Consider the following 22,624-nt stretch of genomic DNA (forward strand, 5'->3'; position numbering starts at 1 on the left):
CAATTTCGCCCGACGCACGGCACCGGTTGACCGGGGCCGCGCGTTCATCCCGGCTCAGCGTGCGGCGTTCACGTCGGCGACCAGCAGCGCCGCCATGTTGACGATGCGGCGAACCGTCGCCGATTCGGTCAGCACGTGCACCGGCTGCGCCGCGCCCAGCAGGATCGGCCCGATCGCGATGTTGTTGCCGGCGGCCGTCTTCAGCAGGTTGTACGCGATGTTCGCGGCGTCGATGTTCGGCAGGATCAGCAGGTTCGCGTCGCCTTCGAGCGTCGATTCCGGCAGGATTTCCTTGCGCAGCGCCGCGTCGAGCGCCACGTCGCCGTGCATTTCGCCGTCTACCTTCAGCTCCGGCGCGCGTTCCTGCAGGATCGCGAGCGTATCGCGCATCTTCTTCGCCGAAGGGGCGTTGCTCGTGCCGAAATTCGAGTGCGACACCAGCGCGACCTTCGGCTCGATGCCGAACCGGCGCACTTCTTCCGCAGCCATGATCGTGATCTCGGCGAGTTCCTCCGGCGTCGGATCGACGTTCACGTGCGTATCGACCAGGAAAATCTGGCGACCCGGCAGAACGAGGCCGTTCATCGCCGCGTACACGCTGCAGCCCGGGCGCTTGCCGATCACCTGGTCGATGAAGTGCAGGTGGCGGTGCGTCGTGCTGATCGTGCCGCAGATCATCCCGTCCGCTTCGCCCTTCTTCACCAGCATCGAGCCGATCAGCGTCGTGCGGCGGCGCATCTCGACGCGCGCCAGCTGCTCGCTGATGCCCTTGCGCGACATCATCTTGTAGTATGTCTGCCAGAAGTCGCGGTAGCGCTCGTCGTGCTCGGTGTTGACGACCGTGAAATCGGTGCCCGGCGTGAGGCGCAGGCCGTAGCGCTGGATACGGTGCTCGATCACCGACGGGCGGCCGATCAGGATCGGCGTCGCGAGCTTCTCGTCGACGATGATCTGAACGGCGCGCAACACGCGCTCTTCCTCGCCTTCCGCGAACACCACGCGCTTCTTCTCGCCCGGCGCGGCGCGCGCGATCTGGAAGATCGGCTTCATCGTCGTGCCGCTGTGATACACGAACTGCTGCAGGTGAACGCGGTACGCCTCCATGTCCTCGATCGGGCGCGTCGCGACGCCGCCGTCCATCGCGGCCTGCGCGACGGCCGGCGCGATCTTGACGATCAGGCGCGGATCGAACGGCTTCGGAATCAGGTAGTCGGGCCCGAACGACAGGTCCTGAATGCCGTATGCGGTCGCGACGATGTCGCTCTGCTCCTGCTGCGCGAGCTCGGCGATCGCGTTGACGGCCGCGATCTCCATTTCACGCGTGATCGTCGTCGCGCCGACGTCGAGCGCACCGCGGAAGATGAACGGGAAGCACAGGACGTTGTTGACCTGGTTCGGATAGTCGGTGCGGCCGGTGGCCAGCACGGCGTCGGGGCGCACTTCGAGCGCCAGTTCCGGCAGGATTTCCGGCGTCGGGTTCGCGAGCGCGAGGATCAGCGGGCGCTCGGCCATGCCCTTCACCATCTCCTGCTTCAGCACGCCCGCGGCCGACAGGCCGAGGAAGATGTCCGCGCCTTCGATCACTTCGGCCAGCGTACGGGCTTCGGTTTCGCGCGCGAAACGCTCCTTGTCCGGATCCATCAGCTCGGTGCGGCCCTTGTAGACCACGCCGGCCAGGTCGGTCACCAGGATGTTCTCGATCGGCAGCCCGATGTCGACGAGGAGGTCCAGACACGCGAGCGCGGCCGCACCGGCGCCCGACGCGACGAGCTTCACCTTCTTGATGTCCTTGCCGACGACCTTCAGGCCGTTCGTGACGGCCGCGGCCACGACGATCGCGGTGCCGTGCTGGTCGTCGTGGAACACCGGGATCTTCATCCGCTTGCGCGCTTCGCGCTCGACGATGAAGCAGTCCGGCGCCTTGATGTCTTCCAGGTTGATCCCGCCGAAGGTCGGCTCCAGCGCGGCGATCACGTCGACCAGCTTGTGCGGGTCCGACTCGTTCAGTTCGATGTCGAACACGTCGATACCGGCGAACTTCTTGAACAGGACGGCCTTGCCTTCCATCACCGGCTTCGACGCGAGCGGGCCGATGTTGCCGAGCCCGAGCACCGCGGTGCCGTTCGTGACCACGCCGACCAGGTTGCTGCGCGCGGTGAAGCGCGCGGCGTTCAGCGGGTTCTCGACGATCTCCTCGCACGCATACGCGACGCCCGGCGAATACGCGAGCGCGAGGTCGCGCTGGTTGATCATCTGCTTGGTCGGGGCGATCGCGATCTTCCCGGGAGTCGGGAATTCGTGATAATCGAGAGCGGCTTCGCGGAGCTTGGCTTTGGAGGAGGCTTGGGTCGACATGTGTCTCTTGGCGGGCGGATTAGAATAACTGTTCGACGGCATTGTAGCGCCAATCCAAGGCCGCCAGACCGGCGATTCGGGTGCGACAGCCGCGACAAAAATGGTCTGAACGGTGCAGGAACGGCGCCGTTCGCTGCGTACAATGCCGTTCCTTTCACCGCTTCCAGGTCCATCCGCCGTGCCAGCCGCCTTGTCCGAGTTTTCGCTGATCGATCGCTTCTTCGCGCGCCGCGCGGCCCGCGGCGCACGTGCGTCGACGCTCGGCATCGGTGACGATTGCGCGCTGATCGCGCCGCGATCCGGAAAATTGCTGGCCATTTCGACGGACATGCTGGTCGAAGGCCGCCATTTCTTTGCCGATGTCGCGCCCGACGCGCTCGGCCACAAGACGCTGGCGGTCAACCTGTCGGATCTCGCGGCGATGGGCGCCGAGCCGCGCGCGTTCACGCTCGCGTGCGCGCTGCCGCGCGCCGACGCCGCGTGGCTCGAGGCGTTCAGCAACGGGCTGTTCGCGCTCGCCGAACGGTTCGGCTGCGAGCTGATCGGCGGCGACACGACGAGCGGGCCGCTGAACCTGTGCGTGACCGTGTTCGGTGAAGTCGCGCCGGATGCGGCGCTGCGGCGCGATGCCGCGCGCGACGGCGACGATGTGTGGGTGTCCGGCACGCTCGGCGACGCCCGCGCGGGGCTCGGCCTCGCGCGCGGCGAATGGAGCGCCGGCGCGGCCGAAGCCGCCGCGTTCCGGCAGGCGCTCGAGCGTCCCGAGCCGCGCATCGCGCTCGGGATGGCACTCGCGGGCGTCGCGCATGCGGCGCTCGACATCTCGGACGGCCTCGCCGGCGACCTTCAGCACATCCTGACCCGCTCGAACGTGCGCGCCGACATCGACGCCGACGCGGTGCCGCGCTCGGCCGCGCTCGCGACATTGCCGCCCGACGTGCAGCGGCGCTGCACGCTGGCCGGCGGCGACGACTACGAACTGTGCTTCACGGCACCGGTTGCGGCCCGCGCGGCGGTCGAGGCGGCGGGTGCAAGCAGCGGCGTTCGGGTCACGCGAGTCGGTACAATACACGCGTTGTCCTCGCCGTCGGAGCAGCCCGCGATCGCGTGGCGCGACGCCGCCGGCACGCCCCTGACTCTCACGTTGCACGGTTTCGACCACTTCCATGCAGACTGACCCGACGACCGCACCGAACGCGGCCGCACCCGGCGCCGCCCGGAACGCGCCGCAGCGCGCCACCGTGCGCTTCATGCTGTCGCATCCGGCGCACATCGTGTCGCTCGGCTTCGGCAGCGGGCTCGCGCCGTTCATGCCCGGCACGTTCGGCTCGCTGTTCGGGTGGCTGACGTTCGTCGTGCTGAACGGCTACCTGACGGTGCCCGAATGGTGGGCGCTGATCGCGGTCGGGTTCGTCGCCGGCACGTGGATCACCGGCTTCACCGCGCGCAGGATGGGCACGACCGATCCGGGCGCCGTCGTCTGGGACGAGATCGTCGCGATCTGGCTCGTGATGCTGTTCGTCACGCCCGCGACCTTCATCGGCCAGTTGTGGGCGTTCGTCGTGTTCCGCTTCTTCGACATGCTCAAGCCGCCGCCGATCCGCTATTTCGATCGTCGCGTGAAAGGCGGGCTCGGCATCATGGTCGACGACCTGATCGCCGCGTTCATGACGCTGCTCGTGATCGCCCTGTGGCGCTCCGCCGTCAGCTGACCGTTGTTCCCGACTCCCGTTTCCCGACGCGCATGCCAACCGATTCCGTCGTCCATCAGCTTGCGATCCGCGCAGGCAACAAGCTGCGTGACGAGCACCTGTCGCTCGCCACCGCCGAATCCTGCACGGGCGGCATGATCGCCGCGGCAATCACCGACATCTCCGGCAGCAGCCAGTGGTTCGAGCGCGGCTTCGTCACGTATTCGAACCAGGCCAAGATCGAGATGATCGGCGTGCCGCCCGACCTGATCGACAAACATGGCGCCGTCAGCGAGCCGGTCGCGCGCGCGATGGCCGAAGGCGCGCTGCGCAACAGCCGCGCGCAGGTCGCGCTGTCCGTGACCGGCATCGCCGGCCCGGCGGGCGGCAGCGAGAAAAAGCCGGTCGGCACCGTGTCGTTCGCGTGGAGCAACCGGCTGCATACCGACGTCGAGACGCGCGTGTTCAAGGGCGACCGCGAGCAGATTCGCACGCAGGCCGCCGCGCATGCGCTGCGCGGGCTGCTGAAGCTGCTCGACGAGCGCGAAGGCTGAGCGAAGGCTGATTAAAGGCCGAATCAACGCCGATTTGCCGCCGCAACGGCAGCGGCGGCCGGCGCCCTCCCCGCTTACTGGATCGCGTCGGGCTTCACGACGATCCAGTTCTTGTCCGCCGTCACCGGCAGGCCGAGCGCTTTCTGCTTCGCGGCCGATTCGTCCGACCACGCGCGGATCTGCGCCATCTGCTTGTCCTTCTTGTTGACCCAGACGCGCACGCCGCCGCGCGCGACGTCGGTCGCATTCAGCAGCATGTAGCCGTCGGACGTCGGCGTGTCGCCCGCGACGAGCACCGGCTTCTTCCACTGGTCGATCCAGCCGACGATCGAGCCGAGCTTGCCTTCGTACCAGGTCATCGGGTTCATCAGGAACGGCGTGATCACGAGGTTGCGGTTCGCGGCCTCGTCGTACTTGCCGGCCTTGATCTGCAGTCGCGACGTCGTCAGCGCGCCCGTCGCCGGGTTGCGCAGCAGCGTCGTCACGCCGATCACGTTCTGCGGCTTCACGTTGTAGCCGTACTTCGGATCGGACAGCACGAGCCGCGCGAGCTCCTCGTGCGCGGCGGTCATCACGTAGACCTCGATCCCGTTCTCGCGCAGCGCGTTGTACAGCTCCTGCATGCCGCGGAAGAAGCGCGGCGGATTCGCGGCGCCGTCGACGACCTTGTCGCCCTGCCAGTAGCGGATCGGCACCGGCTTGCCGTCAGCGAGCATCGCGTCGACGTGGCGCTTCAGATCCGCGAGCGACAGCCCCGCGAACGCCTGCGCGATCCACGGGTAGCAGACCAGGTCGTCGATCTCGCAAAGCCGGTAGTAGTAGCTCGTCAGCGATTCCTTGTAGTCGGCGGAATCCTTGAACGGGATCAGCTTCAGCGACGGATCGAGCGAGTCGCGCGTGAGCACGCCGCGGTTCTCGAGATACGGCAGCAGCGATTCCTCGAGGTCGTAGCGGTAGGTCGTGTTGTCGGCGTCGAACACCGCGTAGTCGCCGCGATTCGCATGGGCGGCGATCATCGCGTTCAGCGCCTTCGCGCTGTCCGCCGGCCAGTGCGACAGGTCCGCCGCGTGGGCGAACGACATGCACAACGACGCGGCAAGCGCGCTCAGAATACGGCGGGACAGCTTGGGCATGACGTCGCTCCCTTTCGTGACAGTGTGGTGACAAATCGATGACGAGGGCCTGATCCCCGGCAGCATCGCGCGATTGCGGCGCGGGCATGCGGTGGGAAGCGACGGGAAGTTGTTCACGTGCGCCAATGCGGCAGGCGCAGGCGGCACGCGGGCGGCACGCGGGAGGCACGCGGGAGGCACGCGCGCGGCCCGCGAATGCGGGCGCGGCGGTGAAAGGCCGCCCGGACGGGCGGCCGGTATGTCAGCGATGCGCGTTGATCGTGTCGCGCGTCTTCTGCGCGGCGAGCGCCGCGGCTTCGGCGAAATCCTCGCCCTTGCTCGCATACAGGATCGCGCGCGACGAGTTGATCATCATCCCGGTGCCGTCGGCCGTGCGGCCCGCGTTGACGGTGGCCTCCACGTCGCCGCCCTGCGCGCCGATGCCGGGAATCAGCAGCGGCATGTCGCCGACGATCCCGCGCACGATCTCGATTTCGTTCGGGAACGTCGCGCCGACCACGAGGCCGAGCTGGCCGTTCTTCGCGTTCCACTTGTTCGCCGCGAGATCGGCCACGACCTGGTACAGCGGCCGGCCGTTCGTGTCGAGGAATTGAAGATCCGAGCCACCCGGGTTCGACGTGCGGCACAGCACGATCACGCCCTTGCCTTCATGCTCGAAGTACGGCTCGACCGAGTCGTAGCCCATGTACGGGTTCACGGTGACGGCGTCCGCGCGATAGCGCTCGAACGCCTCGCGCGCGTACTGCTCGGCGGTGCTGCCGATGTCGCCGCGCTTCGCGTCGAGGATCACGGGCAGGCCCGGATGCTGGAGGTGGATGTGCGCGATCAGGCGCTCGAGCTGGTCTTCGGCGCGATGCGCGGCGAAGTACGCGATCTGCGGCTTGAACGCGCTCGCATACGGCGCGGTCGCGTCGACGATCTGCCGGCAGAATTCGAAGATCGCGTCGGGCTGGCCGTCGAACTGCACGGGAAAGCGCGACGGCTCGGGATCGAGGCCGACGCACAGCAGCGAATTCGTGCGCTGCCACGCGGCGCGCAGCGATTCGATGAAAGTAAGCGGGGAAGACATGGCGGATACTCGCGGCAAACCGTTGGTAGACCGCGTATTTTACCCGCGTCGCCGGCGCCCTTCGCGCGCGGCCGCATCGACGCGTGTATCGGCCCGCTCGACGGTGAACGCGAAACGCCGCGTGAGCCGCTCGCCCGGCGCGAGCAGCGTCATGCCGTGCGCGGCGGCACCCCCGGGCAAATTCACCGCGTTGATCGGATGATCGACGGGTTCGAAGCAGAAGAAATCCTCGCCGGGCGGCGTATACAGCACGTACGCATCGGCGTCGGCCGCCACCGTCAGCGACAGCCCGCGGCGCGGCCAGCTCACCGCCGCGTGGCCGCCCCAGCCGGTGAACGCATGATTGACGAGCGTCGCCGGCAACGGATACGCGACGCCGAACTGCCAGGCCGGCGGCACGCTCACGTGCCGCACCGGCAGGAAATCGGCGCCCGACAGCCACAGCCCGCCCGCGGCCGCGGCAAGCTCGGTCACGGCGTCGCGCACCAGGAACGGATGCACGCCGAGACCGAACGGCAGCCGCGCGCGCCCCGCATTCTCGATCGTCAGTGCGATCGACAGCGTCGTGTCGTCGAGCGCGAACGACTGGATCGCGCGAAACGCATACGGCGCGCCGCTCGCGCGATCGAGCGACAGTTGCAGCGTCGTGTCGGTCGCGTCGTCCACCTGCCACGGCGCGAGCCAGCCGTCGCCGTGAATCGGCAGCGGCTCGTCGCGACGATTGCGCGGCACCGCGACGCTGCGCCCGTCGCATTCGAAGCGGCCGTTGCCGATCCGGTTCGAATACGGCAGCAGCGGATAGCACGCGAGTTCGTTCGGGTCCGTGACCGTTTCCGGATGCTCGCAGCGGCGGAACACCGGCACCAGCGCGCCGTGGTCGCCGCGCCAGTCGAAGCGCGCGATGCCGCCGCCGAGGTGCGGCAGCACGTCGAGCCGCAGCGCCGCGTTCGACAGCGTGACGGCCGCCGCATGCGCGGCGCCGACGCCCTGCGCGAACGCGGCGGTCTGCGGGCCGGCGCTGACCGGCTGCGCGGCGGCAGCCAGACGCGCGCGGCGCGACTGGCTCGTGGACGACAAGGTGCGCGAGGACGTGGCGGTCATGGTGAACTCCTTTCCTTCGTCGATGAAACGATACAGGTCGTCGCACGGTGCCGAGCGAACCCCGACACCCATACCTACAATCAGGCCCAGCCGCCGTCGACCACCACGTCCTGCGCGGTAATCATCCGGCTGTCGTCGGCCGCGAGAAACAGCGCCATGCGCGCGAGATCGTCCGGCAGCAGCTCGGCGTCGATGCACTGGCCCGCCTTGATCGCCGCCCGGCCCGCGTCGTCGAGCCACAGCTTGCGCTGCTTGTCGGTCATCACCCAGCCGGGCACCAGCGAATTCACGCGGATCCCGAACGGGCCGAGATCGCGCGCGAGCCCGCGCGTGAGCCCCTGCACGGCCGCCTTCGCCATCACGTAGACGGGATAGCCGCCGTTCTTCAGCATCCAGCTGATCGAGCCGAGATTGATGATCGCGCCGCCGCCGCGCTGCTTCATGTCGTCGATCACCGCCTGCGCGGCGAAGAACTGGTGGCGCAGGTTCACGGCGATGCCTGCGTCGAACGACGCGGGCGTCACGTCGGCGATCGCGTGGCGCGTGTCGTTCGCCGCGTTGTTCACGAGCACCGCGATCGCGCCGATCCGCGCGCGGAGCGCGTCGATCGCATGGCGCAGCGCGTCGATGTCGGTCAGGTCGCACGGCAGGAACAGCGGCGCGTGGCGTACCTCCGGCAACTGCGCGAGGCTCTCCGCGAGCGCCTGGCCCGCCTGCGCGTCGAGATCGACGAACGCGACGCGCGCGCCCTGCCGCGCGAAGTGCTCGACGAACGCCGCGCCGATCCCGGTCGCGCCGCCCGTGATCAGCACCGCGCGATCCGCGAGGCTCGGGTAGCGCGCATAACGCGCGTCGCTCGCGGCGCGCGAATCCTGCGCGGAAGTTTCGATGGTCATGCGAATCGTCTCCGTGGAATCGGTCAGTCGCGTACGCCGCGGTTCTTCAGCTGGTCGAGCAGCACGGCTGCGAGCAGGATCGCGCCGCGCACCAGGTACTGGTAGAACGCGTCGATGTTCATCAGGTTCATCACGTTCTCGACGGTGCCCATGATCAGCACGCCGATCACGACGCCCGAGATCGTCGCGCGGCCGCCCATCAGCGACACGCCGCCGAGCACGCAGGCGGAGATCACGTTCAGCTCGAAGCCCTGCGCGGCGTTCGGCTGGCCCGACGTGATGCGCGACGCGAGGATCACGCCGGCGAGCGCCGTCACCGCGCCCTGGATCAGGAAGATGTACACGCGCGTGCGTTCGACGTTGATCCCCGCGAGGCGCGACGCCTCCGGGTTGCCGCCGATCGCGAGCGTATTGCGGCCGTAGACAGTCTGGTTCAGCAGCACGCCGAACACGATGAAGCACAGGAGCGTGACCCAGATCGGCAGCGATACGCCGAACAGCGACAGCCCGCCGAGCGCGATGAACGTGTCCGACGACACGCCGACCGCCTGCCCCTTCGACACGATGAAGCCGAGCCCGCGCACGATTTCCATCGTCGCGAGCGTCGTGATCAGCGCGTTGATGCGCAGGTACGCGATCACCGCGCCGTTCACGAATCCGATCGCCGCACCGGCGGCGACTGCCGCGATGATCGCGACGAACGTGTTGTCGGTCGCGTTCAGCACCATCGCGCACAGCACGCCGGAGAACGCGACGGTCGAGCCGATCGACAGGTCGAAGTCGCGCGAGGCCAGACAGAACATCATCGTGCACGCGACCATCCCGATCTGCGAGATCGACAGCGCGAGGCCGAGCATGTTGTCGATCGAGAAGAAGTGATCGACCGTCAGCGACATCGTCAGGAACATCACCGCGAAGATCGCGATCAGGCTGTATTCGGTGAGGTGCTGCCACCACTTCTGGCGGTCGCTCTGCTGTGGAACCAGCGCGTCGGCCGACGGCTTCACGGCTGCGCTGGCGAGGTTTTCCCGGACTTGCATGGTTGTGTCTCCTGCTCCTGCGTCGCGCGGCCCGCGCCGCGCGTGATCGATTCGAATATCCTGCATCGCCCGCGGCGACCTGACACCGCGTCAGGCCGCCTCGGCGACGCTCGTCTGCGGCAGCGCGAGGCTGAGCACCGCATGCTCGTTCGCCTGCGCGCGTGACAGCTCGCCCGCGATGCGGCCCTCGCGCATCACGACGATGCGGTCGGACACGCCGAGCACTTCCGGCAGTTCCGACGACACCATCACGATCGCGCAGCCGCGCTCCGCGAGCCGGTAGATCACGTCGTAGATCTCGTGCTTGGCGCCGACGTCGATCCCGCGCGTCGGCTCGTCGAGGATCACGACCTTCAGGTCGGGCTCCGCGAGCCAGCGCGACAGGATCGCCTTCTGCTGGTTGCCGCCCGACAGGAAGCGGATCTTCTGCCGGCGGTTCGGCGTCTTGATCTTCAGCCGCTGGATGAAGCGGTCGGCCGTTTCGATCTCGGCCTTGCGGTCGATGAAGAGCCCGGCGCGCAGCGAATGGCGGCGGCAGCTGATGTTGATGTTCTCCGCGACCGACGCCATCGCGATGATCCCTTCTTCCTTGCGGTCCTCCGGACACAGCACGATGCCGTGGCGGATCGCGTCGCCGGTGCGCTTCACGTCGATGCGCTTGCCGTCGAGCGTCAGCTCGCCCGCGCGCCGGCGGTCCGCGCCGTACACGAGCCGCATCAGTTCGCTGCGCCCCGCGCCGACCAGCCCGAAGAACCCGACGATCTCGCCCGCGCGCACCGAGAAGCTCGCCGGTTCGCGCAGCGCCGGGCCGTCGACGCCTTCGGCCGAAAACCGCACGTCGCCGAGCGCGCGCGGCGCGTAATGGTAGATGTCCGAAATCTCGCGCCCGACCATCTCGGCGACGAGCTGCTCGCGCGGCACGTCGGCGAGCGATTCGTGCGACGCGATCTTGCGCCCGTCGCGGAAGATGGTGCATGCATCGCACAGCCGGTAGATCTCGTCCATCCGGTGCGAGATGTAGATCAGCGCGCGGCCCTGCGCGCGCAGGTCGTCGACGAGCTTGAACAGCACCTCGGTCTCGCGATGCGACAGCGAGCTCGTCGGCTCGTCGAGCGCGATCACGCGCGCGTTGCGCATCAGCGCCTTGCAGATCTCGACCATCTGCCGCTGCGCGATCGATAGCCGCCCGAGCTTCGCGTCGGGATCGAGATCGACGCCCATCGCGGCGAGCCGCTCGCGCACATGGCGCTTCGCCTCGCCCTTCTTCACCCAGCCGAGCGCGTTCGGCAGGCGGCCGAGCAGCAGGTTCTCCGCGACCGTCAGGTCGGGCACGTACTGCAGTTCCTGGTGAATCACCGCAATGCCGGCCGCGATCGACGCGGCCGCACTCGAGAAATGCACGGGCTGGCCGTCGACCAGCACGCTGCCCGCGTCGGGCTGGTATTCGCCGCCGAGAATCTTCAGCAGCGTCGACTTGCCCGCGCCGTTCTCGCCCATCAGGCCATGCACCTCGCCCGCATGCACGTCGAACGAGATGCCGTCGAGTGCGCGCACGCCGGGAAATACCTTGCCGATATTGTCAAAACGCAGTGCCGCTGACACGTCGTCTCCCCACTTTGCAGATCCATCGATCGCCGGCTGCCGCATCGCCGCGGCAGCCGGCAAGCCGCTTACTTCGATGCGAGCCCCATCTCGTCGCGCACCTTCGACACGTTGTCGCGCGTCGCGAGCATGCCCGTCGTCAGCGTCAGCGCCGGCGGTGCCTTGCCCTGCGTGATCCATGCGTACATCAGGTCCGAGGTTTCCTCGCCGTGGCGCTTCGGGCTGATGATCACGGTGCCGTAGAAGCCCGTCGGTTGCGGCTTCTTGAATTCGCTGAGCGCCGAATCGGAACCGCCGATGCCGATGCCGATCATGTTGTCCGCCTTGAAGCCGCGCCCTTCGGCCGCGCGCACCGCGCCGAGCACGGCTTCGTCGTTCAGGCCGTAGGCGACCCAGTGCTTGAATTGCGGGTTCTTGGTGAGCGCGATGTTCGCCGCGTTGAACGCGTTCTCGGTGTCGGTCTTCGCCTGCGGCGCCGCGATCACGTTCGCCTTCGGGAAGCCGGCCGCCACCAGCGCGTCGGTCGCGCCGCTCGTGCGGTCGTGCGCGGTCGGCAGCTGCTCGTACGTGATGTCGATCGCGCCGACTTCCTTCATGTTCCAGCCGCGCTTCTTGATCTCGGCCGCGATGCCGTCGCCGACCTGCTTGCCGATGTTGTACGCGGAAATGCCCATGTGCGGCACCGACTCGATCGGCTTGCCCGCGCCGTCGACGAGGCGGTCGTCCACCGTCATCATCTTCAGGTTGTGCGACTTCGCCTTCGCGACGATGCCCGGCCCGAGCTTCACGTCGGGCGTGCAGATGATGAAGCCCTGCACCTTCTGCGCGGACAGGTTGTCGATCGCGCTCATCACCTTCTCGCCCGACGGCGCGCCGATCTTCACGAGCGTGAAGCCCTTGTCCTTCGCGGCCATCTCGGCGAATTTCCATTCGTCCTGGAACCACGGCTCTTCCGGCTGCTTCACCAGAAAGCCGATCTTGACCGGATCGGCCGCGTGCGCGACCGGACTGCCCATCACCACCGCCGCGGCGGCGGCCAGCGTTACGAACGTTCTGCGTTTCATCTCCAGTGTCTCCTTGTCTTCATCGAACGGGATGCAGCCGCTTGTTGGTTTCGACGCAGCGTGCGCGCGGCCGTCGCACGTGCGGTCTTTCGAATCGTTGCGTCAATCGTGGTACAGCGCCGCGCGCCCGCCATCGACGGTGATGCACGCGGCATTGATGAACGGCGCCTCGTCGGACGCGAGGAACACGGCCGTCATCGCGACTTCCTCCGGTTTGCCGATCCGCTTCATCGGCTGCAGCGCGAGCGTCTCGGCGCGCGCCGCGGCCGGGTCGGCCTGCGCATCCCACCAGTCGCGCGTGAGCTGCGTCTCGATGTAGCCGGGCGCGATCGCGTTCATCCGCACGTTGCGCGCCGCGTATTCGATGCCGAGCGCGCGCGTGAGGCCCAGCACGCCGTGTTTCGCGACCGGGTACGGAAAGCAGCCGGGGATGATCCGGAATGCATGCGTCGACGCGATGTTCACGATGCTGCCGCGACCGCGTTCGACCATCCCGGGCAGCGCCGCGCGGCAGCCGTGCCACACGCCGTCGAGATCGACCGCGAAGCAGCGGCGCCAATCGTCGTCCGTCATCGTCAGCGGATCGGCGAACACGTTGATGCCGGCGTTGTTCACCAGCACGTCGAGCGGGCCGAGCGCCGCTTCGGTCTGCGCGAACGCGTCGCGCACCGAGTCCTGCCGCGCGACGTCCGCGTGCAGCGCGAGCACGCGCGCGCCGTCGATGCCGGCGGCGATCGCGGCCGCCGTGCGCTGCGCCTGCGGGAAGTCGAGGTCGACGAGCGCGACGGCCGCGCCCTCGCGCGCGAACGCCTGCGCGATCGCGGCGCCGATCCCGCGGCCCGCGCCCGTCACCACCGCGACTTTGCCCGCGAGACGTCCCATCATGCGGCTCCGCCCAGCGCCGCGCGCAGGCCGGCCTGGAACGCGCGCGCATTCGCGAGCGTCGCGTCCGCCGACTGGCCGGGCCGGTACAGCGCCGAGCCGAGGCCGAAGCCGTTGGCACCGGCCGCGAGGAACGGCTGCATGTTGTCCGGCGTGATCCCGCCGACCGGAAGCAGCGGCACCGCGCGGTCGATCACCGCGCGCCACGCCTTCACGACGGACACGCCGAGCTGCTCGGCCGGGAACATCTTCAGCACGTCGGCGCCGTTCGCGAGCGCGGCGAACGCCTCGGTCGGCGTCGCGACGCCCGGAGCGCTCGCGAGCCCCCGCTCGCGCGCGCGGCGGATCACGGCCGCGTCGCTGTGCGGCATCACGATCAGCGTGCCGCCGGCGTCCTGCACGCGGTCGACGAATTCGGCGCGCAGCACGGTGCCCGCGCCGACGATCATGTCGTCCGGCAACGCGCGGCGCAGCGCCGCGATGCTGTCGAACGGATCGGGCGAGTTCAGCGGCACCTCGACGATCCGCACGCCGGCTTCGTGCAGCGCAAGGCCGTGGTCGGCCGCTTCGGCGGGCGTGATGCCGCGCATGATCGCGATCAGCGGGCATGCGTCGAACGCCCGCATCAACGCGGGATGCGGCGTGTACGGCGCGGGCAAGGTCAGTTCGGACGACATCGAGAGTTCCTCTTCAATCGGTTCATTGATCGGCGCAGACGGGTTCGCCGTCCGCGCGCACGAGTCCGGCACGCGATGCGATCCACCACAGGCCGCGCTCGGTCGCCTGCGCGACGACGCGCGCATGCAGGCAGCCGAATACCTGCAGCGCATCGACATAGCGCGCGCACAATCCGTCGTCGCCGATCAGCAGCAGCGGCTGGTTCGCGAGCGCGACACCGCGTTCCGCGAGCATCGCGTCGAGCGCGCCGAGTTCGTGGCCGATCAGCAGGCCGGACAGGTAGTCGCCCTGTGCATCAGGCGCGAGCCGGTCGGTCAGGCCGAGCGTGCGTGTGCTGAAGATCGTCGCGAGCAGCCCCGCGCGCTGCGCGCCGCGGGCGACCGCGACGCCGCGCGCGAATGCCGCGCGGTCGGGCGTCGGGCTCGCGCGCATCGTGCGGCCGAGGATCGTGTGATCGCGCAGCGCCGCGAACAGCTCGCCCGTCATGAAGGTCTGGAAGCGCTCGATGAGCCCGTCCTTCACCCACGCCCACTTCGCATGCGTGCCCGGCAATCCGATCAGTAGCCCTGAACGATCAGCATCAAGCAGAGAATCGTTAGCGAGTGCGCCGAATATCTGCGTTTCTTCGCCGCGCATCACGTCAGGCAATTCGCCCGTCGCGATCACGCCCGGCACGATCGACACCGCCGTGCCGCGCGCCGTCGTCACCGTGACGAGGCCCGCGACCAGCGCATCGGCGCCGGCCGGCACCGCGACGTACGGCGCCTCGCGCCAGCCCTGCGCGCTGCCGACCATCCCGGCGGCCAGCACCGGCACGCCGGGCGCGCGGTCGAGCCAGTCGCCGCACGCTTCCTCGAACACGACGTCGAACGCACGCGCGCCGCCGGCCGGCACGTGCATCACGCCCGCCGCGCGGCTGCGCGTGTCGAGCAGCGCGCCGTGCGCATCGAACAGATACGCGCGCAGCGACGTCGTGCCCCAGTCGAGCGCAATCAGCGACGGGGCGGCGGAGTTGGCGTCCGGAGCGGTCCGGGTCGGATGGGTCATCGTTTGATCCTGCGGGTACCTTGCGGCGGGCTCCAGCCCAGTTCAGCGGAAATGGCTCGCGCTTCACGCTGCACGAGCGGAATCAGTTCATCCATCCGATCGTGCGGCATGTACGGAATCGTGCTCGCGACCGACACGGCCGCGACGACCGCGCCCGACGCGTCGCGAATCGGCGCGGCCACGCAGCGGATCGACGCCTCGTTTTCCTCGAGGTCGAACGTGTAGCCGCCGGCCGCGTAGTGCGCCATGCGCTGCAGGAACGCGCTCGTCTCGGGGCGGTTGTCCGGCTTGAAATTGACGCCGGCCAGCGCGCGGCGCGCGGCTTCGAACAGCGAGCGCCACACGTCCGGATCGAGGTCGAGCATCATCGCCTTGCCGATGCCGGTCGATGCGAGCGGCATCCGGTGGCCGACGCGCGAACGCATCTCGAGGCCGCGCGTGCCGGGAATCTTGTCGATGTACAGCACGTCGTCGCCGTCGCGCACGCCGAGGTGAATCGTGTCGAGCGTCGCTTCCGCGAGCGCCTCGAGGTGCGGCCGCGCGACCGCCGTGAGCGGCATCTGCTCAAGCGCGATCGTGCCGAGCTCGATCAGCTTCGGGCCGAGCAGGTAACCGCCCTGCACCTGTCGCAGGTAGCGCGCCTGCACGAGGCTGCTGACGAGACGGTGCGTCGTGCTGCGCGTCGTGCCGAGCGCGGCGCCGATCGCACGCATGTCGCGCGCGCCGTTCGCGATCGCTTCGAGGATCGCGAGGCCGCGCAACAGCGTCTGCGTGCCGGCCTGCTGCGCGGCGAGATCGAGCGGCGTGCTGGTCGCGCCGATGCTGTCGGTCAGCGGCGCATCGTCCGGCGTCGCACGCCGGGCGTCGAGAGCAAGGGAATCGGGCATCTTGGTCATGGAACGGGCTTCTTCAACGGAATCGGTGAAGCGGCGGTCGCGAGGCCGGAACGAGGTCGGGCGTCGCGGCAACGCGGCGGTCGATGCACCGAGGAAAGCGCCCGGCGAACTTCATGGAAGGTGTCTCCGTGTGCGTCGGGCGCCGCGCGATGCGTGGGTCCGAAGCTGTCGATGTGCTTCGGATTGTAGGAGCGCACGCACTCGTCTCCAATATTTGAATGCGTTGTCCAGATAATGAGAAAAGCCGGCGATCGCGCCGAAACGGCCGCGCCACGTGCACGGGGGCGGAACCCGACGCGCTGCGGGTTCCGCCCCCGTTATCCATGCGCGCCGCGCCTACTGCTGGGTCGTGCTGCGCGCCTGCATGTAGCGCTGCACGTCGGAGAACGACACGCGGCCGCTGCCGCTCGCGTCGATCTGCCGGAAGTGGTTTGCCACATAGCCGAGGCCCGCCGCGCGCGCCTGCGCTTCGGTGATCGAACCGGTGTTCTGCGTATCGGCCGCGCCGAACTGCTGCGCGAGCTTGCGCACCACCTGCGCGTGCAGCGCGGCGCCCGTCGTCTGCGTGCCGGCGGTCGGCTTGCGCGCGGCCGGCGGCACGTACGGATCGCCGAGCTGCGCCTGGCGCGCACGCGCCGGGGTCGCGGCGTCGCTCGCCTGCGCGAACGCGGACACGGATGCGGATGTTGCAGCGCCGGCGCATGCAAGCGCCGCGGCAACGACGATGAAACGTTTCTTCATGTCAGGCTCCAGTCTGGAATGAGGTCGTCGACGGCCGGCGAACGGCGCGGCCACGCGCGCGTCGCCAGGCCCGCCCATCGCATCAATGCGCGGCCGCGTTGTAGAAGGTCACGAGGTCGGCCTTCTCCTGCGGACGCGACGTATCGTCGAGATAGACCATGTGTCCACCCTGATAGTCCTTGATCGTCAGGTTCGGTTGCGACCCGAGCCGCGCGAGGTCCAGCTCGGTCTGGTAGAACGGCGTCGCGATGTCGTGATACCCGTTCAGCGACAGCACCTTCAGCGACGGATTGAGCGTCAGCGCCGCGGCGAGATCGGGGATCGTGTCGGGCATCGCGAGGCCGTCGTGCGACCAGTCCCACGTATTGATCGCGTTGCTGCTGAGCGAATACGCGGACTGCGCGCTGTACTTCAGCACGTTCGGCAGGTAGCTGCCGATCGTGTCGGTGAACGGCTTCGTGATGAACGTGCTCGACGGGTCGCCGTCGGCCGCGAGCGGGCTCGACGACGGCACGTTCACGCGTGCGTCATAGCGGCCGATCAGCGTGCCCGGGATCAGCGCCACCTGGAAGCTGTTGTCGAAGAACGTCGGGACCACGTTGAAGTCCGCATTCCACAGCGCCTGCTTCACGCCGGTCGAATTCACCATCGTCGTGACGAGCGTCGGCGGAGGCGGCGTGTGGCTCGCGAGATACGCGTTCACGGCGGGCGCGTAGCTGCCGGCCGTCAGCAGCCGCATCTGGTCCGCATACTGCGGCAGGCTCGACGGGTTCGGATTGTCGAGCTGGTAATACGCGCCGACGGTGCCGTACGACGGCACGAACCCCGCGCAGCTCACCGGGCTCGACCCATTGTTCGAGTTGCCGATGTAGTCGCTCGCCATGTCGCAGTTCGCGTTGTAGTTCAGGATCGACGACTGCAGCACGATGCCGGCGAGCTTCACGCCGGCGGTTTCGAGCAGGTTCGCGAGCACGTCGGTGCGCGGCGTGCCATACGATTCGCCGAACAGGTATTTCGGCGAATCGTTGCGCTGGTTCACGGCGAGGTAGCGCATCACGAAATCGCGAAACGCGCCGCCGTCCTGGTCGACACCCCAGAACGTCTGGTTCGTGTTCGGCGCGATCGCTTCCGAGAAGCCGGTGCCGATCGCATCGACGAAGACGAGGTCGGTCGTATCGAGCAGGCTTTCCGCGTTGTCGACGAACGGGAACGTCGACGTGTTCGCGTTCGGGTCGCCCGTCTGGATCCGTTTCGGACCGAACGAGCCGAGATGCAGCCACACCGATGCGGAACCGGGGCCGCCGTTGTACAGGAACGTGACGGGGCGCTTCGCAGCAGGCTGGTTGTCGGCCGTGTACGCGATGTAGAAGAACGATGCTTCGGGCGCGCCCGTCTGCGGATTGTGCGCGACGAGGTGGCCGGCGGTGGCCGTGTAGCGGATCGTCTGGCCGTTCAGCGTGATCTGGTGATGGGTGACGGCGGCCTTCTCGACCGCGGCGGACGCGTCGAGCGACGCGGTCGCGCTCGACGAATAACTGTTGGGATCGTTGTACGGCCTGTCCACCTGAGCGGCGGGATCGGCTGAGTTGGCGGCACCTGTTGCGGCGGACGACGTCACGTCGTCGTTACAGGCCGTCAGAATCAGCGAAGAGAACACAACTCCCAACAACAGCTTCGCTTTGCTCGCTGGCATCGTTGCTTTCCTTCTCTCGAATGTTTTTTGTGTCGAGCAGCCGGGTACGCCGCCCCCCGCCTCGATTGCGGCCGATAAGCCGAGGCGCTGGCCAATATACGCGAGCGGGTCGGCTTTGAAAAATTTGGAAATATTCGAGCGAAGGTCGGTGCGGCGCACACCTTTCAGGAATGCTTCGATTCGCACACCATCGTTTTTCAGCCGGCTTTCAGCGCGTGGCGCGTGACCGTTGAAACGGAGAAACCGTGCGGATTTCGTGCCATATCGGCAAACAAAACCGCGCGGCTGCGGGGATTGCTCAGTAAAGCGAAATAGATGATTTCGTCTAAACAATGCGACCCGAAATGCGGGCGATACGCATGCGCTGCAGCGCACCAATCGCGCGCTGGCGACGGAATGGACAACGCAACGGCGCGAGCGCGCCGCTCACTGCCTCACTGCGATTGCGGAAGCTCGGCCGCGCCCATCCGGCGGGCAATGACGGCCGCGCGCTGCGCCTGGTAGGCCGAGCCGCGGTGCGCGTCGAACCAGCGCGGCTTCGGCAGCATCACCGCGAGGCGCGCCGATTGCCACGCGCCGAGCCGGCTCGCGGGAATCCTGTAGTAATAGCGTGCGGCGGCCTCGGCGCCGTACACGCCGCGGCCCCATTCGACCGAATTCAGGTAGATCTCGAAGATCCGCTCCTTGTCGAGCACCGTCTCGAGCATCCACGTGATGATCAGCTCCTGCCCCTTGCGGATGTAGCTTTTCTCGCGCGACAGGAACAGGTTGCGCGCGAGCTGCTGCGTGATCGTCGAGCCGCCCGCGACGATCCGGCCGCGCGCCTTGTTCTTCTCCCACGCCTGCAGGATCGCGTCGACGTCGTAGCCGTTGTTGGTCGCGAAGGTCGAATCCTCCGACGCGATCAGCGCGCGCTTCAGGTTGCGCGAGATCTGGTCGTACGGCACCCACTGGTGCTGGACCTGCGCGGGCGGCTTGTCGCGCGACAGCCACCATGCGTCGGTACGCATGAACGCGGTCGAACCGGGATTGATGAACGACCACAGCGCGATCTGCACGAGATAGAACAGCTGCGTCGCGAGCCACGCGCCCGCGAACACCGAACCCGCATAGACGATCCAGCGGGTCGGGCTGACCGTGCGCGTGCGCCGCATGCCGCCTACCGCCGCCACCTGCCGCGCTCCGCTCAGGCCGCCGCGAGCGCCTGGCGCAGCGCGGCCAGCACGGGTGCGCCGTCCGGCCGCACGCCGCGCCAGATGAAGAACGATTCGGCCGCCTGCTCGACCAGCATGCCGAGACCGTCGGCCGTGCGCGCGCCGAGCGACGCCGCATGCTGCATGAACACGGTCGGCTGCGCGCCGTACATCATGTCGTAGGCCAGCGTGCCCGCGCCGAACGCGGCGGCGTCGCACTCCGGCAGCGCCGCATCGAGACTGCCGGCCGTCGCGTTGACGATCACGTCGTACGGTTCGGCACGGACGGTGTTCGGGCCGCCGCCCGCCAGCACGCAGCCCGCATCGTGCGCGGCCTGCGTGAACTGGCCGACGAGCGTCTCGGCCTTGCTCGCGGTGCGGTTCACGATCGTGATCGACAGCGGTGCGCGCTCGAGCATCGGCAGCACGACGCCGCGGGCGGCGCCGCCCGCGCCGAGCAGCAGGATGCGCGCGCCGGCGAGCGACACGCCGAGATTCGACTCGATGTCGCGCACGAGGCCGACACCGTCGGTGTTGTCGCCGTAAATGCGGCCGTCGGCGTCGAAACGCAGCGTGTTTACCGCGCCGGCCGCCGCCGCGCGCGGCGACAGCGTGTCGGCGAGCGCATGCGCGTCGAGCTTGAACGGCACGGTGACGTTCGCGCCGCGCCCGCCTTCGGCGACGAACGCGCGCACGGCGGCCTCGAAGCCATCGACCGGCGCGAGCCGGTGCTCGTAAGTGATCGCCTCGCCCGTCTGCGCGGCGAATTGCGCATGGATGAACGGCGACTTGCTGTGCGCCACCGGGTTGCCGAACACCACGTAGCGGTCGGGGCCGCTCGTCGGCGCGATCGCGGTCATGATGCGCGGCCCTCTTCGCTGGCCTGGCCGTTGCCGGTCGCGGCATCGCCGCCTTCGGCCGCCGCGCCGTCCGATTCGGCCAGCGCTTCGGCCTCGGTTTGCGCCGACGCGTCTTCCGCATCGACCAGCGTGTCGTCGCCGCCTTCGGTTTCGTCTTCGTCCTCGGCCGCGTCGCCGCTCGTCACGGTCGGCGCGTCGAGCACGTTCAGCAGCCGCACCGACGCCTCGATCGTCAGCTCGTCGAGCGACATCACGTCGAGCAGCACGCGCGTGCCGCGCGCATGCACGCCGAGCCCCGGCACGTGCAGCAGCAGCGGAATTTCCTCGAGACGCACGAGATCGCCCTTCACGACGCTCGCCACGACCTGCTTCTTCTGCTCCTGCGCGAGCCAGCGCAGGCACCAGAAGTATTCCATCCGGCGCTGGTAGTCGGCGTACGCGGTATAGGTGTCGTCGAAGCCCTGCACGACCGCGTACAGGTCGGCGTCCTTCGGCTTGAACGGCGCGGCGAGCTTCGCGGTGACGCCGTGCTGCACGCACGCGAGCAGCTGCCACTGGTTCACGAGGTCGACGTAGCGGCGCAGCGGCGACGTGCTCCATGCGTACTGCGCGACGCCGAGGCCTTCGTGCGGCGCGGCCGTCGTCTGCATCCGCGTGCGCTTCGGGCCCGGCGCGCCGAAGCCGCGCTGCGAGCGGTAGATGCCCGGCACCGTGTGATCGTGCAGGAACGCACCCCACGTCGAGTTCGCGAGGATCGCGAGCTCCGACACGATCAGGTCGAGCGGCGACCCGCGGCGACGCGGCGTGATCGTCACGTGCTCGCCTTCGACGTAGAAGTTGTAGTCGGTGTTGCGCTGCACCTCGCGCTTCAGGCCATAGCCCGCGCGCGCGACCTGGCGCTTCTCGAACAGCGCCTGCGCGAGCGGCCACAGCACGGCGATGTCGTCCTTGTGCGGGTAGTCGCCGGTGCCGGCCGCGAGCGTCTCTTCGTTGACGAGCTCGTCGAGCGTGTTGTGGCGCAGGTTGCTCTTCACGAATACGAGCTCGGCCCGCGTCTCGTTCGCGACGATGTCCTGCGTCTCGCGGTTGACGATGATGTACAGCGACAGCGCCGGGCGGTAGTCGCCCTCCTTCAGCGTGAACACGTCGACGACGTCGTCCGGCAGCATCGTGATCTTGTCGCCCGGCATGTAGACCGTCGACAGGCGCGTACGCGCGATCGCATCGACCGCGTCGCCGCGCACGATGCCGAGCGCCGGCGCCGCGATGTGCACGCCGATCCGCACGCGACCGTCGGCCAGGTGCTCGACCGAGAACGCGTCGTCGATTTCGGTCGTCGTGACGTCGTCGATCGAGAACGCCTCGACGTCGGCGCGCGGCAGGTCGTCCGGCAGCGGGCCGACCGTGACGGGCGGAAAGCCCGTGCCGTGCGGGAAGAATTCCGCGAGGAAGCGCGCCTCGTGCAGCGCACGCGCCGACGCGACGCCGCCGCAGTCGAGCATCAGCCGCGCCGGCGACACGCCGCGCGCGCCGGCCGCCGCCTCGAGCGCCTTGTATTCGATCGAATTCTTGTCCGGCCGCGTCAGCAGCCCGAGCACCTTGCCCGCGAACGCCTCCGGCAGCTTGCCGGCCTTCAGCTCCTCTTCATACTGGACCTGGACGAGCGCCTGCTGGCGCTTGCGCTCGAGCGACGCAAGCGCCATCTTCAGTTGATCTTCCGGCGCGCGCTGGTACTGGCCGCGCCCCTTGCGGCGGAAGTAGACGGGCGAGCCGTGCAGCCGCAGCACCAGCGCCGCGCGCTCGACCGCGCCGTAGGTCGCGCCGAAGTATTCCGCGGCAAGCGCCGTGTAGGTGAATTCCTCCGCCGGCGCGCATTCCCACAGGAAATCCAGGTCGATCTGCTGCGCGGCCGTGTCGGCCTCCTGCATCAGTTCGCTCGCGGCCGGCTTCTCGAATTCGATCAGCACGTCTTTCGCGCGCACCTTCGCCCGCCGCCCGCCGGGCAACTCGACCTGAAACGCGTCGCCCTGGCGCGACAGCACGCTGCCCGCCTTGAAACTGCCCGATTCCTCGAAGAAAACGTTCACTCAGTACTCTCGTTCAGACTGCCGGGCGCCGCATTGGCGGCG

At 68.5% G+C, this 22,624-nt stretch carries 20 protein-coding genes; 3 read left to right on the plus strand and 17 right to left on the minus strand.

Annotated features, from left to right (window positions below):
- Window positions 1-54: 54 nt before the first annotated feature.
- A complete protein-coding gene (locus SB771_RS19890; protein WP_279607089.1) occupies window positions 55-2,397 on the minus strand; it encodes an NADP-dependent malic enzyme in 2,343 nt (780 codons plus the stop codon).
- Between the two features lie 100 nt (window positions 2,398-2,497).
- On the opposite strand from SB771_RS19890, the gene thiL reads away from it, so the two are divergent.
- The 3 genes from thiL to SB771_RS19905 are packed head-to-tail and all read left to right on the plus strand — an operon-like array spanning window position 2,498 to window position 4,600.
- Window positions 2,498-3,532 carry a thiamine-phosphate kinase gene (gene thiL / locus SB771_RS19895; protein WP_175661525.1) on the plus strand — a complete coding sequence of 345 codons (1,035 nt, stop codon included), beginning with the start codon at window positions 2,498-2,500 and terminating at the stop codon, window positions 3,530-3,532.
- Window positions 3,522-4,067 (plus strand): phosphatidylglycerophosphatase A, encoded by a 546-nt coding sequence (locus SB771_RS19900; RefSeq protein ID WP_011655942.1) that lies wholly within the window; start codon window positions 3,522-3,524, stop codon window positions 4,065-4,067. The genes thiL and SB771_RS19900 overlap by 11 nt, the downstream gene beginning before the upstream one ends.
- Window positions 4,068-4,099: 32 nt before the next feature.
- Entirely contained in the window at window positions 4,100-4,600 is a 501-nt protein-coding gene (locus SB771_RS19905; RefSeq protein WP_012363065.1) for a CinA family protein, read from the plus strand.
- 74 nt (window positions 4,601-4,674) lie between these two features.
- Here SB771_RS19905 and SB771_RS19910 read toward each other — a convergent pair whose 3' ends face one another.
- The 16 genes from SB771_RS19910 to SB771_RS19985 form a co-directional block, all read right to left on the minus strand.
- Window positions 4,675-5,733, minus strand: a complete 1,059-nt coding sequence (locus tag SB771_RS19910; RefSeq protein ID WP_126227140.1) for a haloacid dehalogenase-like hydrolase — start codon at window positions 5,731-5,733, stop codon at window positions 4,675-4,677.
- Between the two features lie 241 nt (window positions 5,734-5,974).
- Entirely contained in the window at window positions 5,975-6,802 is an 828-nt protein-coding gene (gene pyrF / locus SB771_RS19915; protein WP_011655939.1) for an orotidine-5'-phosphate decarboxylase, read from the minus strand.
- A gap of 39 nt (window positions 6,803-6,841) precedes the next feature.
- Window positions 6,842-7,903 carry an aldose 1-epimerase gene (locus SB771_RS19920; protein WP_175661526.1) on the minus strand — a complete coding sequence of 354 codons (1,062 nt, stop codon included), beginning with the start codon at window positions 7,901-7,903 and terminating at the stop codon, window positions 6,842-6,844.
- An 80-nt stretch (window positions 7,904-7,983) separates the two neighbouring features.
- Window positions 7,984-8,799: an SDR family NAD(P)-dependent oxidoreductase gene (locus SB771_RS19925; protein ID WP_175661527.1), complete on the minus strand. Its 816-nt coding sequence runs from the start codon at window positions 8,797-8,799 to the stop codon at window positions 7,984-7,986.
- A gap of 23 nt (window positions 8,800-8,822) precedes the next feature.
- Window positions 8,823-9,839 carry an L-arabinose ABC transporter permease AraH gene (gene araH, locus SB771_RS19930; protein WP_012363061.1) on the minus strand — a complete coding sequence of 339 codons (1,017 nt, stop codon included), beginning with the start codon at window positions 9,837-9,839 and terminating at the stop codon, window positions 8,823-8,825.
- 90 nt (window positions 9,840-9,929) lie between these two features.
- On the minus strand, window positions 9,930-11,441 hold the full coding sequence (gene araG / locus SB771_RS19935) for an L-arabinose ABC transporter ATP-binding protein AraG (protein ID WP_175661528.1): 1,512 nt from the start codon (window positions 11,439-11,441) through the stop codon (window positions 9,930-9,932).
- A gap of 68 nt (window positions 11,442-11,509) precedes the next feature.
- Complete coding sequence (locus SB771_RS19940) at window positions 11,510-12,505, minus strand: arabinose ABC transporter substrate-binding protein (protein WP_006755510.1); 996 nt, start codon at window positions 12,503-12,505, stop codon at window positions 11,510-11,512.
- 102 nt (window positions 12,506-12,607) lie between these two features.
- Entirely contained in the window at window positions 12,608-13,387 is a 780-nt protein-coding gene (locus SB771_RS19945; protein ID WP_041491315.1) for an SDR family oxidoreductase, read from the minus strand.
- On the minus strand, window positions 13,387-14,064 hold the full coding sequence (locus tag SB771_RS19950; RefSeq protein WP_175661529.1) for a 2-dehydro-3-deoxy-6-phosphogalactonate aldolase: 678 nt from the start codon (window positions 14,062-14,064) through the stop codon (window positions 13,387-13,389). The genes SB771_RS19945 and SB771_RS19950 overlap by 1 nt, the downstream gene beginning before the upstream one ends.
- Window positions 14,065-14,086: 22 nt before the next feature.
- Window positions 14,087-15,112: a 2-dehydro-3-deoxygalactonokinase gene (locus SB771_RS19955; RefSeq protein ID WP_175661530.1), complete on the minus strand. Its 1,026-nt coding sequence runs from the start codon at window positions 15,110-15,112 to the stop codon at window positions 14,087-14,089.
- Window positions 15,109-16,008 carry an IclR family transcriptional regulator gene (locus tag SB771_RS19960; RefSeq protein WP_006755792.1) on the minus strand — a complete coding sequence of 300 codons (900 nt, stop codon included), beginning with the start codon at window positions 16,006-16,008 and terminating at the stop codon, window positions 15,109-15,111. Before SB771_RS19960 ends, SB771_RS19955 begins: the two co-directional genes overlap by 4 nt.
- Window positions 16,009-16,344: 336 nt before the next feature.
- Window positions 16,345-16,749, minus strand: coding sequence for an EF-hand domain-containing protein (locus SB771_RS19965; RefSeq protein WP_175661531.1), 405 nt, complete (start codon window positions 16,747-16,749; stop codon window positions 16,345-16,347).
- A gap of 82 nt (window positions 16,750-16,831) precedes the next feature.
- Window positions 16,832-18,442, minus strand: coding sequence for a S10 family peptidase (locus tag SB771_RS19970; RefSeq protein ID WP_175661532.1), 1,611 nt, complete (start codon window positions 18,440-18,442; stop codon window positions 16,832-16,834).
- A 434-nt stretch (window positions 18,443-18,876) separates the two neighbouring features.
- Window positions 18,877-19,614: a monofunctional biosynthetic peptidoglycan transglycosylase gene (gene mtgA, locus SB771_RS19975; protein WP_175661533.1), complete on the minus strand. Its 738-nt coding sequence runs from the start codon at window positions 19,612-19,614 to the stop codon at window positions 18,877-18,879.
- A 14-nt stretch (window positions 19,615-19,628) separates the two neighbouring features.
- Window positions 19,629-20,495 carry a shikimate dehydrogenase gene (gene aroE / locus SB771_RS19980; RefSeq protein WP_175661534.1) on the minus strand — a complete coding sequence of 289 codons (867 nt, stop codon included), beginning with the start codon at window positions 20,493-20,495 and terminating at the stop codon, window positions 19,629-19,631.
- Complete coding sequence (locus SB771_RS19985) at window positions 20,492-22,582, minus strand: RNB domain-containing ribonuclease (protein WP_175661535.1); 2,091 nt, start codon at window positions 22,580-22,582, stop codon at window positions 20,492-20,494. The genes aroE and SB771_RS19985 overlap by 4 nt, the downstream gene beginning before the upstream one ends.
- Window positions 22,583-22,624 lie beyond the last annotated feature (42 nt).

The sequence above is a fragment of the Burkholderia sp. SIMBA_051 genome, from assembly GCF_046534915.1.
Classification (GTDB): domain Bacteria; phylum Pseudomonadota; class Gammaproteobacteria; order Burkholderiales; family Burkholderiaceae; genus Burkholderia; species Burkholderia ambifaria.